Source organism: Aminobacter sp. GW821-FHT11F06 (assembly GCF_058808215.1).
Map to the genome: position 1 here is coordinate 211,845 of NZ_JBXARL010000009.1, position 15,072 is coordinate 226,916.

17 protein-coding genes are annotated in these 15,072 nt (G+C 62.2%); 2 read left to right on the forward strand and 15 right to left on the reverse strand.

Annotated elements, in window-relative coordinates:
- Window position 1 precedes the first annotated feature (1 nt).
- On the forward strand, window positions 2–1,177 hold the full coding sequence (locus tag AC1RTB_RS21480; protein WP_492879532.1) for a Rieske 2Fe-2S domain-containing protein: 1,176 nt from the start codon (window positions 2–4) through the stop codon (window positions 1,175–1,177).
- A 46-nt stretch (window positions 1,178–1,223) separates the two neighbouring features.
- Here AC1RTB_RS21480 and AC1RTB_RS21485 read toward each other — a convergent pair whose 3' ends face one another.
- The 7 genes from AC1RTB_RS21485 to AC1RTB_RS21515 all read right to left on the reverse strand — a co-directional run bounded on the left by AC1RTB_RS21485 (window position 1,224) and on the right by AC1RTB_RS21515 (window position 6,871).
- Complete coding sequence (locus AC1RTB_RS21485) at window positions 1,224–1,988, reverse strand: IclR family transcriptional regulator (RefSeq protein ID WP_492879533.1); 765 nt, start codon at window positions 1,986–1,988, stop codon at window positions 1,224–1,226.
- A 99-nt stretch (window positions 1,989–2,087) separates the two neighbouring features.
- Window positions 2,088–2,882, reverse strand: a complete 795-nt coding sequence (locus tag AC1RTB_RS21490; protein WP_492879534.1) for an anti-sigma factor family protein — start codon at window positions 2,880–2,882, stop codon at window positions 2,088–2,090.
- On the reverse strand, window positions 2,879–3,406 hold the full coding sequence (locus AC1RTB_RS21495; RefSeq protein ID WP_492879535.1) for a sigma-70 family RNA polymerase sigma factor: 528 nt from the start codon (window positions 3,404–3,406) through the stop codon (window positions 2,879–2,881). Before AC1RTB_RS21495 ends, AC1RTB_RS21490 begins: the two co-directional genes overlap by 4 nt.
- A 46-nt stretch (window positions 3,407–3,452) precedes the next feature.
- Window positions 3,453–3,785 carry a cupredoxin domain-containing protein gene (locus AC1RTB_RS21500; RefSeq protein ID WP_492879536.1) on the reverse strand — a complete coding sequence of 111 codons (333 nt, stop codon included), beginning with the start codon at window positions 3,783–3,785 and terminating at the stop codon, window positions 3,453–3,455.
- A 26-nt stretch (window positions 3,786–3,811) separates the two neighbouring features.
- On the reverse strand, window positions 3,812–4,765 hold the full coding sequence (locus AC1RTB_RS21505) for a metallophosphoesterase family protein (protein ID WP_492879537.1): 954 nt from the start codon (window positions 4,763–4,765) through the stop codon (window positions 3,812–3,814).
- A 118-nt stretch (window positions 4,766–4,883) separates the two neighbouring features.
- Window positions 4,884–5,750 (reverse strand): D-amino-acid transaminase, encoded by an 867-nt coding sequence (locus tag AC1RTB_RS21510; RefSeq protein WP_492879538.1) that lies wholly within the window; start codon window positions 5,748–5,750, stop codon window positions 4,884–4,886.
- A gap of 32 nt (window positions 5,751–5,782) precedes the next feature.
- Complete coding sequence (locus tag AC1RTB_RS21515; RefSeq protein ID WP_492879539.1) at window positions 5,783–6,871, reverse strand: P1 family peptidase; 1,089 nt, start codon at window positions 6,869–6,871, stop codon at window positions 5,783–5,785.
- A gap of 280 nt (window positions 6,872–7,151) precedes the next feature.
- On the opposite strand from AC1RTB_RS21515, the gene AC1RTB_RS21520 reads away from it, so the two are divergent.
- Complete coding sequence (locus AC1RTB_RS21520) at window positions 7,152–8,033, forward strand: LysR family transcriptional regulator (RefSeq protein ID WP_492879540.1); 882 nt, start codon at window positions 7,152–7,154, stop codon at window positions 8,031–8,033.
- A gap of 299 nt (window positions 8,034–8,332) precedes the next feature.
- Here AC1RTB_RS21520 and AC1RTB_RS21525 read toward each other — a convergent pair whose 3' ends face one another.
- The 8 genes from AC1RTB_RS21525 to AC1RTB_RS21560 form a co-directional block, all read right to left on the reverse strand.
- The gene (locus AC1RTB_RS21525; protein ID WP_476785013.1) at window positions 8,333–8,542 is read right to left on the reverse strand and encodes a cold-shock protein; all 210 of its coding nucleotides are present in this window, start codon (window positions 8,540–8,542) and stop codon (window positions 8,333–8,335) included.
- Between the two features lie 198 nt (window positions 8,543–8,740).
- The gene (locus AC1RTB_RS21530) at window positions 8,741–9,874 is read right to left on the reverse strand and encodes an aminomethyl transferase family protein (RefSeq protein ID WP_492879541.1); all 1,134 of its coding nucleotides are present in this window, start codon (window positions 9,872–9,874) and stop codon (window positions 8,741–8,743) included.
- Window positions 9,875–10,053: 179 nt separating this feature from the next.
- Complete coding sequence (locus AC1RTB_RS21535) at window positions 10,054–10,659, reverse strand: HupE/UreJ family protein (RefSeq protein WP_492879542.1); 606 nt, start codon at window positions 10,657–10,659, stop codon at window positions 10,054–10,056.
- Window positions 10,660–10,721: 62 nt separating this feature from the next.
- Entirely contained in the window at window positions 10,722–11,768 is a 1,047-nt protein-coding gene (locus AC1RTB_RS21540; protein ID WP_492879543.1) for an arginase family protein, read from the reverse strand.
- 25 nt (window positions 11,769–11,793) lie between these two features.
- The gene (locus AC1RTB_RS21545) at window positions 11,794–12,867 is read right to left on the reverse strand and encodes an agmatinase family protein (protein ID WP_492879544.1); all 1,074 of its coding nucleotides are present in this window, start codon (window positions 12,865–12,867) and stop codon (window positions 11,794–11,796) included.
- A 24-nt stretch (window positions 12,868–12,891) separates the two neighbouring features.
- Window positions 12,892–13,281, reverse strand: a complete 390-nt coding sequence (gene hypA / locus AC1RTB_RS21550) for a hydrogenase maturation nickel metallochaperone HypA (RefSeq protein ID WP_492879545.1) — start codon at window positions 13,279–13,281, stop codon at window positions 12,892–12,894.
- Window positions 13,282–13,290: 9 nt separating this feature from the next.
- Complete coding sequence (gene hypB / locus AC1RTB_RS21555) at window positions 13,291–14,262, reverse strand: hydrogenase nickel incorporation protein HypB (RefSeq protein WP_492879546.1); 972 nt, start codon at window positions 14,260–14,262, stop codon at window positions 13,291–13,293.
- 2 nt (window positions 14,263–14,264) lie between these two features.
- The gene (locus AC1RTB_RS21560) at window positions 14,265–14,969 is read right to left on the reverse strand and encodes a TetR/AcrR family transcriptional regulator (protein ID WP_492879547.1); all 705 of its coding nucleotides are present in this window, start codon (window positions 14,967–14,969) and stop codon (window positions 14,265–14,267) included.
- Between the last annotated feature and the right edge of the window lie 103 nt (window positions 14,970–15,072).

Sequence of the window (15,072 nt, forward strand, 5' to 3'; positions counted from 1 at the left end):
CATGACCAAGGACGGATCGGCCTACACATTGCCCAAGCCGACATATTTTGCCGAATTGACCGAAGTGGAACGCGGAACGCCGATGGGCGAACTGCTGCGCCGCTATTGGCACCCGGTCGGGCTGTCGGAAGACGCGACCGCCACGCCAAAGAAGATCCAGGCGCTCGGCGAAGAGCTCATCCTGTTTCGCGACGGCAAGGGCCGCCCTGGCCTCGTGCACCCGCGCTGCGCGCATCGCGGTGCCTCGCTTTATTACGGCCGCGTCGAGGAGTCAGGCATTCGCTGCTGCTACCATGGCTGGCTGTTCGACACCGAAGGCAACTGCCTGGAGCAGCCCTGCGAACCGGAAATGGGCGAAAAGACGCGCGGCCATGTCCGCCAGCCGCATTATCCCCTGGAGGAGAAATATGGCCTGATCTTTGCCTATATGGGCCCGCTCGACCGCAAGCCGGTCCTGCCGAGCTATGACGTGCTTGAGGGGCTTGAGGCCGGAGAGTTCCTGGAAACCGACGACAGCAGCATCGGCAGCGGCGGCCCTGTCATCGTCGACTGCAACTGGCTCCAGCACTACGAGAATGTGCTCGACCCGTTCCACGTGCCGATCCTGCACGGCTCCTTCAGCGGCGATCAGTTCAACTCCAAGATGAGCCTGATGCCGCGCGTGACTTTTCACTATACGCCGCGTGGCGTCTCGAGCCTGCAACTGCGCGATTTGGAAGCCGGCGAACATCAGCGCATCACCGAGGCGGTGGTACCCACCGTGCGCGCTGTCGCAAGCCCGGTCGCGACTGTCGACGGACCCTGCTCTCTGCTCGGCTGGGTGCTGCCGATGGACAACACTTCGTTCCGCATCTACTCGGTCGGCCGGGTGAGCGAAGCCGGCACGCTGGCGAAGATCCGCTCGAAATATGCCGGCAAGCTCTGGCACGAACTCACCGAGCAGGAACACCGGAAGCTGCCGGGAGACTACGAGGCGCAGGTCGGCCAGGGGCCGATCACCTTCCACTCGGAAGAAAACCTGACCTCGACCGATCAAGGCATCGGCATGCTGCGCCGTGTCTTGCGCCAACAGGTCGATGCGGTGGCAGCGGGCAAGGATCCCATCGGCGTGGTCTTCGATCCGGCCAAAGCGCTGGTTCAGCTCGAAGCGGGTTCGCGCACAGTAGCCAAGGCATGATCGACCCGGCTCGCGGGCTTGCCTGCGAGCCGGCAAACATCTGTGATCAGCTTGCTTGCTGTGGCATCAGCGGCGGGTGGACGCCATCGGCATAACGCTTCTGTATCTCGCTCGCCACTGACCTGACGGTGGCGAGAAGCTGGACGTCCGGCTCGGGCACGAGCAGCGACGACGACAGGATCACGCCCAGCGAGGCACAAATCTGTCCGTCGGCCTCGAAGATCGGGGCTGCGATACCGCCAAGCCCATTGCCGCGCGTGTCGGTCTCGAAATCGACCCCGTATTTCGACAAATTCTCGACGACCCGTGGCGGCACCGGCTTCTTGTTTTCGAAATAATAAAACAGCCGGGCCGCCGGCGATCCGGGCAGGCTCAGCACCATGCCCGGCTGCACCATGATCCCGGGCTCGAATGGATTTGGCACCGCGTGCACGACCATCGCGCCGCCCTTGATCGGCGTGGTCAGCAAGGCCGTATGCCCGGTCTGCGCGCACAGCTCGCTGAGATAGGGCCGGGCGATCTCGACGACGTTGCTGCGGTAGACCGCCGCGCGGCCGAACTTGAACAGCTTGCGGCCAAAGACATAACCCTCGCCTTCCCTGGCGTGGTCGACAAGACCGAGGCGGGTCAGCGTCTGCAGGTGCCTGGAAACCCTGGCCTTGGTCATGTCGAGCGAACGCGCAAGCTCGGTCACGCGCACAGGCCCCGGGGCGTCGGCGAGCGCGTCGAGTATCTCGACCGCAACCTCGACGCTTTTCACCGTTGACGACGATCTCTGATCGCCGTCATTGTCTGGGTCTGACCGTCTCATGGCTGTTCTTCCGCTGCACGTGCCCTGTTATATGTCACGCATAGCAAGAAGTAATCACGAAATTCGAGACAGGCGACTGGAAATCCCGTCGGCCTGCAGTCAACCTGCCGCGGCCGCAGCCCGAAAACGCTGGACGAAGTCTTCAAGCACGGGGCGCTCGGTATCCGAAATGGCCCAGTAGGAAAAGGCGCCCTCGCTCCAGCGCACCAGCGAGAAGCCGTTGGCCGAAAGCGCCGCCACAGTCTGCACAACGACGGTTTGCTGTGGCATCGCGACAAGGGTGATCAGGTGCTCGCGGTGGCGGTAGACGAGCGCCGGCACAGGCTTGTCGCCAATCACCTCGACCCGGCCGCCAAGGAGTGAATATCCATCTTTCGCAAGGTCGGGTGCCGGCGGCGAGACGCCGATCCTGGCATCGAGCCATGGCTTGACCGTGTGACGGTCGGAGGATGCGACGTCCACCGCGCTGGCCGCCAACAGACTGCGACGATGGCTGCTGGCGATGGCCGTGGCGATGCTATCTTGCGCCACGGGGCCGGTCATCCAGTAGGTGGCACCGCTTGCCACTGCGGCTGAGACCAGTGCCGAGGCGGCCATGGCGCGCCAGCCCGACAAGCGGAAGCTGTCATTTGCCGGCTTCGTCGCCGCCAGCTTGTGTGTACCAAGGCCGGCGATGCGCGCCTGAAACGCATCGCTGATCTCGGGCCGGGGCAAGCTGGAAACAGCGGTGCGCAGGGCCGCGATACGCGCATGTTCGGCGGCAAGGGCCGAATCGCTCGCCATCCGCCGCTCAAGGGTCAAGGCCGCTGCAGCGTCGAGCTCGCCATCGACCAGGGCATGGATCAGAAGGCGAATATCGCGCGGATCGGTTGGAAGGCCATTATCTTCGTTCATGGCTTGCCTCCCAGTTCCGATATCAGCATGCCTCGGGCGCGCGAAAGGCGGGACATGACAGTGCCAAGCGGCACGCCAAGCATTGTCGCGATCTCCTTGTAGCTGAGGTCATTGACGTCGCGCAGCACGACAACTTCCCGAAAATGGTGCGGCAGCGATGCGATGGCCGCTTCCAGTGCGGCGATGTCGGCCTTGGCGATCAGCGCCGCCTCAGGGCCGGCGGCGGGCTCCTGCGAAGCGGCCATCTCGTCGAGATCCGCGAGATCGCCGACGGCGATGATGCTTCGTGGCCGGTTGCGCGCGAGCCACGAGTAGGAGCTGTTGCGCACGATGCTCAATAGCCACGCCCGGGCATTGCCGCCGGCATAGCTGCCGATGCCGGCATGGGCCTTGAGACAGGCCTCCTGCACCACGTCTTCGGCGTCCGCCGCATTGCCGGTCAGCCAGCGCGCCAGCGCCAAAGCGTCGCCAAGATGAGGCAAAACCACCTCACCAAAGCGTTCGGCCGAGACATTGCCGCTCAACACAGCCTTATCATCCGGGACTCCCAACAAGGTTCGCGGACGGCTTTCAAAAAGTAACTGTGACCTTGCCCTGCATATGCGGGTGTAGCCCGCAAAAATAGGGGAAGTCGCCAGCCTTCGTAAAGGTGAAGGCATAGGTGTCGCCTGTGTCAAGCGCCTTGGACCTGAAGGAGCCATCGCTCGATACGACCAGATGCGGAATGTCGTCGTCATTGCGGAACGTGACCGTCGTCCCGGCTTTCACGGTCAATGTCCGTGGGGTGAAAGCGAAGTTTTCGATCTTCACCACCGGCGCATCGGCCGCGAGCAAAGGTGCATCCATGGCGGCCAGGCCGAGACCCATGACGATTGCCGCAAGCTGGAGATGTATGCGGATCATGCGAATGGCTCCTTTCGGCGTTCCGTTCAAACGTCGGCAAGCGTGTGATCGATGATCGCAAGCTCGCCACCGCCCTGTTTCACCGCAACGTTGGTGGTGCCGAGCAAACCGCGAAGCTTGCCCGGTTCGACCGTCATCGGCCCAGGTGCTGGAGCCGTGCCCGGCGCCGGCTGCGGAAAGGCCGTCGAACGGGCCGTATGGAAAGTCACATTGCCTTCGACCTTCTGCATGATCTGATGGATATGGCCGTTCAGCACGGTGACCGAGCCAAAACGTTTGAGCAGAGCGAGCGCCTGTGCCGCGTCGTCAGTGCCCCAGCCCCATTCCGGATAGACGGCCCACAAGGGGATATGGGCAAAGACAACGACCGGGGTCGAGTTGCTGACCGGCTTCAGGTCGTCGGCCAGCCAGGCGAGCTGATCCGCGCCGAGATTGCCAAGCCCGCCAGCCTTCAGATTGACGACGTTGACGAGACCGATGAAATGCACGCCGTTCTGATCGAACGAGTACCAGCCGGCACCCTTGGTGCCCTTGCCGTAGCGCTCGAGATAGGCCTGTCCGTTGCCCTCATCGATGACATCGTGTTCGCCGGGCACATAACGCACGTCGAAGCCCGAGCCGCCGATGATCTCAGCTGCGTTGTCGAACTGCGCCGGCTTGGAAAGATGGGTGATGTCGCCTGTGTGGATCAGGAAGGAGGGTTTTGTCTGAAGCGCCTTGATCTTGGCCATCGCCTCCTTCAGCGTATCGATCGCATGCGGGTTGGCCGCCTTGTCGAAGCCGATATGGCTGTCCGAGATCTGCAGGAAGGTGAAGCCGGTGGACAATGCCGCGGCGGCCTCGGCTTCGCCCAGAAGGTTGAGCGAAACCGGCACGCCACCTGAAATCGTCCACAGTATACCCGTGCCTGCCCAGATCATGCACTCCAGCGCATGGCGACGGCTGATGCCCTCGCCGTCCTTTTCGTCATAATGGGTCATGTCGATCTCCTGCCGCGCCGCTTGTGGCGCATGCTGAGGAGACCTCGGGACGAACAGGTTTATTCCAGCGTCATCAACTCTCGCTGGTCACGATGACGTGACGGTCTTACGCCGCAGATCAGCTGGCATTTGCCCGGGCATGATCGAGATAGATCTCGCGCAGCCTGGTGACGATCGGACCTGGCTTGCCGTCGCCGACCGGTTTTCCGTCAATCCGGGTCACCGGCATGACGAAAGTTGAAGCGCTGGTGATGAAGGCCTCAGTCGCGCCCAGGGCTTCCTCGACGGTAAAGCGGCGTTCCTCAAGCGTCAGGCTGCTCTCGTCCATCAACTGAACGATCGCCTGCCGCGTGCAGCCAGGCAGCGTGCGCCTGCTGTTGGCCGGCGAGACGATCTTGCCGTCATGCGTGATGATATAGGCGGTGGACGACGCGCCTTCGGTGACATGGCCGTCCTCGACCATCCACGCCTCGTCGCAGCCTTCGGCCCGCGCGTCGCGCTTGGCCAGGACCTGCGGCAGCAGCGACACGCTTTTGATGTCGCGCCGGGCCCAGCGTTGATCGGCCACCGTCTTGACGGCAATGCCGGTCTTTGCCGCCGCTACATCGACAAGCACCTTGGGCTGCGTGAACAGCAGGAGCGTTGGCTCCAACTCGTCGCCAAACAGGAAGTTCCGCTCCTCGGCACCGCGCGTCAGCTGGAGATAGACGACGCCCTCCTCAAGCCCGTTGCGCTCGATCAGGGCATGCTCGATCTGCTCGATCGCAGCAGTGGTGACCGGAAGGCGCAAGCCAAGCTCGCGTGCCGAACGTTCCAGCCGCGCCATATGCAACGCGCTGTCGACCAGCTTGCCTCCAAGGACCGCGGTGACTTCATAGATACCGTCGGCAAACAGGAAGCCGCGATCGAAAATCGACAGCTTCGCCTCGCTGGCCGGAAGATAGCTGCCGTTCAGCCAGACAATGCGATTTTCTCCGCCAGTCATGGGAATTCTCCAAATCCGAATAAAAGTGGCCGCTAGCGCGTCTTGTTCCGCGCCAGCGTTTTCAGTGAAATTGCCTCGATGCGAGACGGCTTTCCGCTACCCGCGTCATAACCCTCGACGGTATGGGCCATGCACAGCGAGTTGAGGATGGCTTCTTCCGTCGCTTCGATCACCGCCTCAAACAGCGGCGACACCAGTTCATTGGGCAGCGTCGGCGCCGTGACGATGCCGGCGCGCCTTTCGGGTGTGCGGCGAACGCTCTGATTGGTCGAAAACACCAGCGCATAGTCGCCTGAGCCGTTACTGAGGGCCGCGCCCGTCCTGGCAAGGCCGCCGAAAGCACGCTGGCCCAGCCGCTTCAAATTGCGCTCGCACAAGGGTGCATCCGTCGCCACCACGATGACGATGGAGCCGTCCTTATCCTCGGAAGCAGGCTTGGCGCTCCAGGGCTCGCCGTCGACCAACAGCCGACCGCCATAGTTGGACTGCACCAGAACACCGACAGTGAAGGTTTCGCCGCTCTTGAAGGGCACGCGCCGCGAGCTTGTGCCGATACCGCCCTTCATCCCGAAGGCCACCGTGCCTGTGCCCGCCCCGACTGCCCCTTCGGCGACCACGCCATCCCCGGCGGCATCGATCGCCGACCTGATCTCCGAAATGTCGGGGCGCCCGGCGCGGATGTCGTTCAGTCGGGAATCGTTGGTTTCGCCAACCACGGCATTTATCGACACCACCCGATTGTTGCCCGGCTGCGCCAGCGTATGCGCGTGGATCGCCTCGATGGCGCGGCCGGTCGCCAGCGTGTTGGTGAGAATGATGGGCGTCTCGATCTCGCCCAGCTCGTCGATCTGGGTCGAGCCGACGAACTTGCCATAACCGTTGAAGACGGCGAGTGCGGCTGGAACCTTGTCGCGAAAGATGTTGCCGCCATGCGGCAGGATCGCGGTGGCGCCGGTGCGGATGGTGTCGCCTTCGACGACGGTCGCGTGCCCAACCAGAACACCAGCAACGTCGGTGATCGCATTGAGCGGACCCGGCGCGAAAACGCCTGGCGTTATGCCAAGGTCACGCAGCCTGCAACGCGTCGATGTCTGAGGAATGCCCGTGGAGCCATGTTTCATGCGACATCCTTAGTTCCATTTGCCGGCCGGAGACATTGCAAAGGTGGAATAGTTTGATGCCGTTGCCGCAAGCCGCTGGGCGGGCAGGCATCGCGGCTGACAACGGCCAGCGCCAGCGCGCCGCCGCCCCGGGGATATCGGTTTCATCCACGAGACCTCGCCACCGCATGCTTGACATAAGGTCGGCTTCGGCGGCATCCCACCATCGCAGAGTCAAAATGGTACAGCGCCGGCTTACGCGTTCATCAGACGCAAGGCGTTGCGTTGAGGGAGCGGCGTCTTGGAACTCAAGTGGCTGGAAGACTTCCTCGCCTTGGCGGAAACCAACAGCTTCTCCAAGGCTGCGCAAGATAGGCACATCACCCAGTCCGCCTTCAGCCGCCGCATCAAGCAACTCGAGATATGGCTCGGCTCAAGCCTGATCGATCGCGCCACCTATCCCTCGCGACTGACCGGCACCGGCGAAAAGTTCGTGCCCGTGGCGCGCGAGGCCGTACGCAGCCTGACCCAGGCGAGGCGAAGCCTGCGCGAGCAGGAAGGGGTCGAGGCGCAGACGATCACCGTCACCGCGCTTCACACGCTGTCCTTCACCTATTTCCCCGGCTGGCTGCGCACAGTCAGCGACAGGGTCGGCCCGCTCCTGTCGCGCATCAAGCCCGATCTGGGCAGCATGGAAGAAAACGTCAGTTCGCTGGTCGAAGGCGACTGCGACTTCCTGCTGACCTATGCGCACCCCGCGGTGTCCCTCGTGCTCGATCCCGAATTGTTCGAGTACCGCATCCTCGACCAGGAAACGATCATTCCGGTCTCCGCTCCGTCAAGCAACGGCAAGCCGCTGCACGATCCGGATGGGGAGCACCCCGCGAGCTATGTCGGCTATGAGAAAGGCTCGTTTTTCGGCCTGCTGTTTGGCGAAGTTCTGTCCGAAAGACTGGCCGCGCACAAACGTGCTCATACCGGATCGATGTCAGTCGGGCTCAAGGGCATGGCGCTTGCCGGCTGGGGTGTCGCCTGGGTTCCCGAAAGCCTGGTCCGGGCGGAACTGGACAATGGCACGCTCGTTCGGGCGGGCGATACATCCTGGGACATCCGGGTCGACATCCGCCTCTACCGCTCCCGCCAGAACCGCCGTGCCATCGTCAATCGCGTCTGGCAACAATAGCATCGGCACATGATCAGGCGAGAAACCGAGCCGGCGATGTCACTTTAACCAGTGTCGGGCGCGCCGGCGGCCCATCATCATAATGCTGAAACTGACCCCACAAGCACGAAAAGGCGGGGCATAGCCCCGCCTTTTCGTCGCCAAATGGACCGATCTGAAATGATCATGTCTGAAGACCTGCGGCAGTTTGCTGCCCAGGCCTCCGGATCACGCCATATTTCTCGCGCGCTCATTGGCGCAGCCGTCAGTACAGTCGAGACTTGCCGCGCGCCTCCGGTTGCCAGGGTGCGCGAGAAAAATCAGGCTTTGCTGAGATTGCCAGCGGAGGACTTGCCGGTGCGGCGGTCCTGCTCAATCTCGAAATTGACCTTCTGGCCATCAGCGAGGGTCGAGAGTCCAGCGCGTTCAACAGCGGAGATGTGGACGAAAACGTCCTGGCCACCATCGTCCGGCTGAATGAACCCAAATCCCTTAGTGCTGTTGAACCACTTCACGGTTCCAGTCGCCATATGCTTATTCCTTGTAACTTTAGCAATGTGCATGGCCCGACAGTGAGGCCGGATCGGTTCGTATCAGGATTTTGAGACAGACGCAGCAAAAAGATGACGGCCACCCGGCCAGAATTGATACCACTTTCGTTGCGCCTTGTCGGTTCCCCCCCCCGCGATACCGGTGGGGGAACCCTCAGGCTGCGGCAGTGCCGGATGTCAGCCCTTTGCCGTCCGCTTCTTCTTTTCGGGATCATCGAAGGTCAGCGTGTGCGCGATCGCGTTGGCTTTCAGCGACTTGCCCCGCACCTCCAGCTTCACGCCTTGCCGCGCATAAGGCATGTCGAGACGGGCAATCGCCATCGAGCGTTTGGTCAGCTTCGAATAGGACGGACAGGTGATGACGCCGACCTTCTTGCCATCGGCCCAGACCTCGTCGCCGAGATCGGCCATCTTGTCGCCTTCAATCAGCATGCCGAAGATCTTGAAGCGCTCCTGGCCCTTCTGGCGATAATGCTCCTCAGCACCCCGGAAACCGGTCTTGCCGGGCGAAACCGTGAAATCGAGGCCGAGCTCCCAAAGGCTGTCGCCGACGGGCTCGCCCGGGATCGGGTACATCTGCGAGTTGTCGTAGGGGAAAAACAGCAGATAGCTCTCGACCCGCAGCAGATCGAGCGTGCTGAAGCAGCACGGGATGATGCCCATCTCCTTGCCTTCGGACAGGATCGTGTCCCAGACAAGCCGCGCGTCCTGGCCGCGCACGAAAATCTCGTAGCCGCGTTCGCCGGTGTAACCCGTCCGCGAAATTGTCACCGGCGCCCCAAACAGCGTGGTGTGGATGTGGTGGAAATAGTTGAGGTCGCGGATCCCGGGCACATGCTTGGCAAGGAAATCGACGGCGACCGGTCCCTGCAGCGAAAGGTCGTGCAGGTCGTCGTCGAACAGCACGGCACAATTGCGCCCGGCCGCCTGCTTGACGATCTCCTCATGCGCGGTGCCGGTGCCGGAAACCAGCATCCACGAATTGGGCCCGTTGCGATAAATCACGCAGTCGTCGATCAGATGGCCGCGCTCGTTGAGCATGGTGGCATAAACCGAACGGCCCGGCTGGATTTTTGCAACACTGCGGGTGGTGACATACTCCAGAACCGCGATGGCGTGCGGTCCGATCAGGTGCATCTTGCGCAAGCCCGACACGTCCATCAGGCCGGCCCTGGTGCGGATCGCGATGTGCTGGTCGAACGGGTCGGCGTCATAGGTCCAGGCAGTGCCCATGCCGCTCCAATCCTCAAGATTGGAACCCAGTGCGCGATGGCGGTCGCCGAGGGCGGTGAAGCGCCAGCTTAAAGTCATTGTATCCTCCGGTAATTTTGGCAAACAGGTTTCGTGCCGGCGCGGCGGAAGCGCAGGAGAAACGTCGTTCGTTCGCCGCTGCCCAAGTGCAGGGCCAGCGACAGATTTTCAGGAATGGAAGCGATGGGCCTGAGCGCCCTCCAACGCTCAGGCCAGGCGAAGCGCGCCGGTTCCGCCGATCAGCCGGCCAGGCCGGCTGCCAGGACCACGCCTGCTGCGGCGATGCCACCACCGCCCACCTTGAGCGCGGTGCGCCAGGATTGGCGCGCGACGAAGGTTGCCAGCGAAAAGCCCATCGCGTGCAGGACCACTGTCGAAGCGACGAAGCCCAGCCCGTACAGCAAGGCATTGCTGGCGATCGGCAATTCCTGGCCATGGGCAAAACCATGCAGGCCGCCAAACGCGACAGTCATTGCAAAGGCAGCACCGAACGGCACCCGGCTGCCCAGGGCCACGATCGCGCCCAGCAACACCACCGACCCGGCAATGCCCAGTTCGACGAAGGGAAGCGCAAGCCCGGTCATGCCAAACACCGCACCGGCGATCATGCCGATGACGAAGCCGAGCGGCAGCCAGCGAAACACTGGCTCGTTGTCGGCATTCTGCCCGGCCCAGATGCCGACCCCTGCCATGGCCAGGATATGGTCAAGTCCTGACAAAGGGTGGGACAGTCCGGCTCCCAGGCCACCGGCCTCGGGCAGGAAATGCGCGTAGCTCGGCATCGTCGAGGCGGCATAGGCAACAGCAACAGCCGCTGCGAAGCGCGTCATCTTTTTAGTGTTCATTGTCGTGTTCACCATCAACTCCTGTGGCCGGCCACAGCCGGCCTTGTCCAAGTGGTTGTCTGTTATTCGGCGGCGACCAGGTCGGTGCGGCGCAGATTGGCGTCGATCACGTCGCCATTTTGTGCCGCCAACGATGCCATCAAGCGCATGATGACACACGCAGCCAGGCGGGCCGCCGTGCCGCTGATGTCGAAGATCGGGCAAAGCTCGGTGAGGTCGATGACACTGACACTGCCGCGCTTGGCGATCATGTCGGCGATGCGCATCATCTCGCGCGACTCGATGCCGCCCGGCTCCGTCGAGGTGACGCCGGGTGCAGCCGACGAATCCATGACGTTGAAATTGAAGCTCAGATATTGCGCGTCGGTGTTGCCCCAGACCCGCTCGATCGAGCGCTCGACAAGCGGGTAGATGCCGCCGTCGAACAGGTCGAACATCGAGTCGAACCGCAGCCCCCTCTCCTTCGACAGGTCGATATGGTCCTTTGGGTTCATGGCGTTGCGAGCGCCCAGATGCGCGACGTTGCTGATGTCGAGATTGGGCAGCTCGGTGATGCGGGCCATCGCGCAAGGGGCGAGATTGCGCTCGCCGGCCCAGCTGTCGGCCATGTCGAGCTGGGCGCTGAAATGCATGTAGCCCATCTTCTTTTCCGCGCCGATATGGTCGGAAAGCGCGCGCGCCGCGGCGATCGAGATCGAGCGGTCACCACCGCAGATGATCGGCGTGAGCCCGGATTTCAGCACTTCGCGGACCGCACGATAAATGCGCTCGTGGGCCACTTCGGGGCTGACCTTCGGCATCGAAACGTCGCCGCAATCGACAGCCGTTCCGTGCAGGTCGACATTATATTCGAACCAGTAGGAGAAATACTCCTGCGACACGAGGCGGAATTCGCGCGGGCCGTCTTCCGATCCGGGCTTGCCGACATTGCCCTCATCGAAGGGCACGCCGACGAAGGCATATTTGGCGCCGCAGGCCTTGAGCGCTTCGGCGTTCAGCGGCACATGCGCCGAACGCAGGAACGTGATCAGGCCGGGCGCGCGGTAGTTGTCGCCAGCGTCGCCGCCAAGCGGCGAGAATAGATGGGCGTAGGATTTTGCTGGGTTCATGACTGAATCTCCTCCTCAAGAATTCTTACGGTTGCTTGCCCTGCTGGCGCAGGGTCTGGGCGCGTGAGCCGAGATAGTGGTAGATCATGTTGACCGTCATCTTGGCGCTGATCTGGCTGGAGTCGAAGTACGGGCAGAGCTCGACGACATCGAGGATGTCGCAGCCATGCCGGCCAGCGATCCGCGCGAACTGGATCGCTTCCCGCCCCTTGAGACCGTAGCATTCCGGCGAAGTCGAGCCGGGCATGCAGCTCATGTCGATCGAGTCGGTGTCCCAGGTGAAGTAGAGCGTATCGGCGTCCTTCTTCACCCGTTCGAAGATCTCGTTGGCGCACACGTCAAGCCCGCGCTCGATCATCTCGGGCATGGTGACGACGCGGATTTCGTTGTCGACGTAGAAGTCCCACCAGTCCTTGGGGTTGAGGCCGTTGCGCGAGCCCATATGCGCCATGTTCCTGGCATTGCAGTTGGGCAGGTCAAGCGCGCGCGGCGCACCGGAGCAGTTGGTGATCAGATTGCCGGCCCAGTCGGGCCCGGCATCGAGATGGCTGTCGACGTGCAGATAGCCCATCTTGCCGGCGCCGGTGAAGCGCGACAGCGCCTTGGCACCGGGGATCGGCAGCGAATGATCGCCACCAAACAGGATCACCTTGGCACCACCTTCGAGGCATTCGGTGACGTAGTCGGTGGTGTATTCCTGCGACTTGATGTTGTTGCCGGGCACTGTCGGCACGTCGCCGCAATCGACGACGCGGAAAAAGCTCAGCAGGTCGACGTCATATTCGAACATGTAGGGGAAGTACTGCGTCGTCGCTTCACGCAGGCCAGAAGCACCTTGAGAGGCGCCGGCGCGCACGATCTGGCCCTGATCCCACGGTACGGCCAGAAAGCAGATCTTTGCGCCCATTTCGCGGATCTTGTGGCGGTCCGGCGGGCAATAGGGCGCGCCCATGAAGGTGGCGAGCCCCCTGGATTTGAACGCACCGTTGTGCAGCTTCGGAGAGTAGATATGATCGTTCTCGCCGAACTGCTCGGCGGGGCCACGATGTTGATGTGGCGTGAACTGCCACTTGGCTATGTCTGCTTTTCGATCAAGCATGCTGCTGTTCCTCCCAACAGAAAACTACTGAAGTGTTTGCCCAACCGGGGCCAACGCCGGAAATGGAGCTTCTTCCTCAAGCTCGATATGGGTAAGTTCCATCTCGCGCCCCGACAGCACCTTGCGTGAAGGCCTCCCGCAGTCGGGGCAGCGAAGATTGGAAAGGGATATCGGCGAGCGCGCCTCGGCGCAGTGCTCGCAGAATATGGTCAGCGGCACTTCCTCGATGTGCAGCTTGGCGCCCTCGCAAAGCGTGCCGCGCGTCGCCGGGCCGAAGCAGAAATAAAGCGAGCGGGCGATGCCGCACATGACGCCGAGGCGCACATGCATTCCGGTGACCCGGCCGCGGCCATTTTTCGACGCGTGATCGCTGGCAAGATCGATCAGGCTTGAGGCAATCGTGAGTTCGTGCATGACGCCACCTCACGCGTGCAATGTGTTGCGGATGGATTCCACCCGCGCCTGCAACTCGCGCGCGAGATCTTGCAACTGCTGTTGACGGGCGCGGAAAATCCACTCGAGCCATTCCGTCATGCCCGTGCCGTCGCGGGCCGAAACCACGGTGGTTTCGATCAACGGGTTGACTTCACGAGCGCGGGCAACGCAGGCTTCGATGTCGAAATCGCAATAAGGCGCAAGGTCCGACTTCGAGATGACCAGAAGGTCGGCCGCAGCGAAGGCCTCGGGATATTTGACCGGCTTGTCATCGCCTTCGGTCACCGACAAGATCACCACCTTGTGGGCCTCGCCGAGATCGAAGCCGGCCGGGCACGCCAGATTGCCGACATTTTCGATGAACAGAACGCCACCCTGCTTTAGCGAAAGCGATGCAAGCGCGCGCTGGATCATGTCGGCGTCGAGATGGCAGCCCTTGCCGGTGTTAATCTGCACGGCCTGGGTATCGGTCGCACGAATGCGATCGGCGTCGTTCGTCGTCTCCTGATCGCCTTCGATCACCCAGGTCGGGAAGCTTCCCTTGAGCCGCTGCAATGTCTCGACCAGCAAGGTGGTCTTGCCCGCTCCTGGGCTGGCGATCAGATTGAGCGCAAGCACGCCATGGGAGCAGAGTTCGTCGCGCACATCGTCGGCGAACATGCCGTTCTTGGCCAGGATCTCCTGTTCGATCTGCACCAGCCGTTTCTGGCTCATGCCCGGCACATGGGTCTTGGCGGCATCCTTGCCGAAATGCAGGTCGAGGGGCTGGATGCCCGCAACGGGATTCTCGTCCGCGTGACGATGGTCATGGTCGTGATGATGGTGATGCCCGTCGCCATTATCGTGGTGGTGGTGCCCTTCTCCATGATGGTCATGGGCATGCTGGTGATCGCCGCCCCCGGCATCGCTCTTGCCATCAATACGAATGTTTTCAGGCCCGCAGCCGCATACCTGGCACATGGCTATCTCCCGCTCTTGGTTGTGGAAGGGCTTTTGGCGGAGGGGTCGCCGGCATAGTGAAGCAGTCCCCAGACCACCTCCTTGAGGTAACGCATCGCCGCAGGGATCGGCGCGCCATGCGGCATGAAGCTGCCGAAGTAGATGCCGTCGATATTGCGCGAGATGAACGCCGCCATCTCATCGGGGTCCGGGCAGGCGAACATGCCGACCTCGACGCCCTGGCGGATGCAATCGGCGAGGACTCGCTTTTCGGACTCGTAAAAGTCCTCGACGAAGCTGTCGATGAACTTGGGACCCGCGTCCTTGGCCCCGCCGGCATTGACGAACATGATGCGCACGAGACTGCGCAGCGTCTCCGACATCTCGACATTGAGGTCCAGGTAAGCGCTCAGCAATTCAGCCGGGCTTTCATGCCGTGCGACGACCTTGCCATAATTGGTCATCAGCCGGTCAAGCGCGTGAAGAACAGAAGACTGGTACAGCGAGTCCTTGTTCTTGAAGTAATAATAGATAAGCGAGTGGGCGACACCCAGCTTCTTGGCGATAAGCGGGATGGTGACGCTCTCGTAATCTTCCTCGGCGAAGCATTCGAGCGCCGCCTCCAGCAGCGACTCCGCCCGAACACCCGGATTGCGGAAAAAGCGGGTCTTGGCCCGTTTGACCGATTTCACGCGATCTTCAAGATGAATGAGAGCGGCGGATTCCATGGATGATTTCCTGACTTTGAGCATTGCCGGAAAGGCTCGACGCCTGGCCGTCGGTACAGCACCTGAGGGACTGCCAAACCGCAGCCTCACATGTCGGGGCATT

Excerpts from the sequence above, each read along its gene's own strand:
- AC1RTB_RS21515 (WP_492879539.1), bottom strand. The coding sequence starts at position 6,871 with ATGAAACATGGCTCCACGGGCATTCCTCAGACATCGACGCGTTGCAGG.
- hypB (WP_492879546.1), bottom strand. The coding sequence starts at position 14,262 with ATGTGCCAGGTATGCGGCTGCGGGCCTGAAAACATTCGTATTGATGGC.
- AC1RTB_RS21485 (WP_492879533.1), bottom strand. The coding sequence starts at position 1,988 with ATGAGACGGTCAGACCCAGACAATGACGGCGATCAGAGATCGTCGTCA.
- AC1RTB_RS21480 (WP_492879532.1), top strand. The coding sequence starts at position 2 with ATGACCAAGGACGGATCGGCCTACACATTGCCCAAGCCGACATATTTT.
- AC1RTB_RS21525 (WP_476785013.1), bottom strand. The coding sequence starts at position 8,542 with ATGGCGACTGGAACCGTGAAGTGGTTCAACAGCACTAAGGGATTTGGG.
- AC1RTB_RS21530 (WP_492879541.1), bottom strand. The coding sequence starts at position 9,874 with ATGACTTTAAGCTGGCGCTTCACCGCCCTCGGCGACCGCCATCGCGCA.
- AC1RTB_RS21510 (WP_492879538.1), bottom strand. The coding sequence starts at position 5,750 with ATGACTGGCGGAGAAAATCGCATTGTCTGGCTGAACGGCAGCTATCTT.
- AC1RTB_RS21540 (WP_492879543.1), bottom strand. The coding sequence starts at position 11,768 with ATGAACCCAGCAAAATCCTACGCCCATCTATTCTCGCCGCTTGGCGGC.
- AC1RTB_RS21490 (WP_492879534.1), bottom strand. The coding sequence starts at position 2,882 with ATGAACGAAGATAATGGCCTTCCAACCGATCCGCGCGATATTCGCCTT.
- AC1RTB_RS21535 (WP_492879542.1), bottom strand. The coding sequence starts at position 10,659 with ATGAACACTAAAAAGATGACGCGCTTCGCAGCGGCTGTTGCTGTTGCC.
- hypA (WP_492879545.1), bottom strand. The coding sequence starts at position 13,281 with ATGCACGAACTCACGATTGCCTCAAGCCTGATCGATCTTGCCAGCGAT.
- AC1RTB_RS21500 (WP_492879536.1), bottom strand. The coding sequence starts at position 3,785 with ATGATCCGCATACATCTCCAGCTTGCGGCAATCGTCATGGGTCTCGGC.
- AC1RTB_RS21505 (WP_492879537.1), bottom strand. The coding sequence starts at position 4,765 with ATGACCCATTATGACGAAAAGGACGGCGAGGGCATCAGCCGTCGCCAT.
- AC1RTB_RS21560 (WP_492879547.1), bottom strand. The coding sequence starts at position 14,969 with ATGGAATCCGCCGCTCTCATTCATCTTGAAGATCGCGTGAAATCGGTC.
- AC1RTB_RS21545 (WP_492879544.1), bottom strand. The coding sequence starts at position 12,867 with ATGCTTGATCGAAAAGCAGACATAGCCAAGTGGCAGTTCACGCCACAT.